This is a genomic window from Streptomyces sp. NPDC048257 (assembly GCF_043201855.1).
In the GTDB taxonomy this organism is placed as follows: Bacteria; Actinomycetota; Actinomycetes; order Streptomycetales; family Streptomycetaceae; genus Streptomyces.
Genome location: NZ_JBICZI010000054.1, coordinates 1 through 1,175 on the forward strand (window position 1 = coordinate 1; position 1,175 = coordinate 1,175).

Annotated in this window: 1 protein-coding gene; it reads right to left on the reverse strand. The window is 67.4% G+C overall.

The genetic code is table 11. The features are described 5' to 3' along the window. A partial coding sequence (locus ACGFZK_RS37295; protein WP_393853275.1) for an acyl-CoA carboxylase subunit beta occupies positions 1-1,175 on the reverse strand: 1,175 nt, incomplete at both ends.

A 1,175-nucleotide genomic window follows, 5' to 3' on the forward strand; every position in this document is an offset into this window, starting at 1 on the left:
GCGCCGATGGACTGGGAGTCCATGACGATGTACGCGCCGCCGTACGCCTTGCGCAGGATCAGCGAGATCCGCGGGACGGTCGCGTTGCAGTACGCGTACAGGAGCTTGGCGCCGTGGCGGATGATGCCGCCGTGCTCCTGGTCGACACCCGGCAGGAAGCCGGGCACGTCCAGCAGCGTGATGATCGGGATGTTGAAGGCGTCGCAGAGCTGGACGAACCGCGCGGCCTTCTCGGAGGCGTGGATGTCCAGGACACCCGCCAGGTGACCGGGCTGGTTGGCGACGATACCGACGACCTGCCCGTTCATCCGGGCCAGGGCGCAGATGATGTTGCGGGCCCAGCGCTCGTGGATCTCCAGGACGTCGCCTTCGTCGACGAGCTCCTCGATGACCTTGAGCATGTCGTACGGGCGGTTGCCGTCGGCGGGCACCAGGTCCAGCAGGACCTCGCTGCGCCGGTCGGCCGGGTCGCCCGTCTCGTGGACCGGCGGGTTCTCGCGGTTGTTGGAGGGCAGCATCGAGATGAGGTAGCGGACCTCGGAGATGCAGGTCTCCTCGTCGTCGTACGCGAAGTGCGCGACGCCCGAGGTCTCGGCGTGCACATCCGCACCGCCGAGGCCGTTTTGGGTGATCTCCTCGCCGGTCACCGCACGGACCACGTCCGGGCCGGTGATGAACATCTGCGAGGTGTCCCGGACCATGAACACGAAGTCCGTCAGGGCCGGGGAGTACGCGGCGCCACCGGCACACGGCCCCAGCATCACACTGATCTGCGGGATGACCCCGGACGCCTTGGTGTTGCGCTGGAAGATACCGCCGTAACCGGCCAGCGCCGAGACGCCCTCCTGGATACGGGCACCCGCGCCGTCGTTCAGGGACACCAGCGGGGCACCGGCCGCAATCGCCATGTCCATGATCTTGTGGATCTTCGTGGCATGGGCCTCACCCAGAGCGCCGCCGAAGATCCGGAAGTCGTGCGCGTAGACGAAGACCGTACGGCCCTCGACCGTGCCCCACCCGGTAATGACACCGTCGGTATAGGGCTTCTTGCTCTCCAGGCCGAACCCCGTCGCCCGGTGGCGGCGCAACTGCTCGACCTCCCTGAAGGAACCTTCATCGAGCAACAGCGCAATGCGCTCACGGGCAGTCAGCTTGCCCTTGGCGTGCTGCGCCTC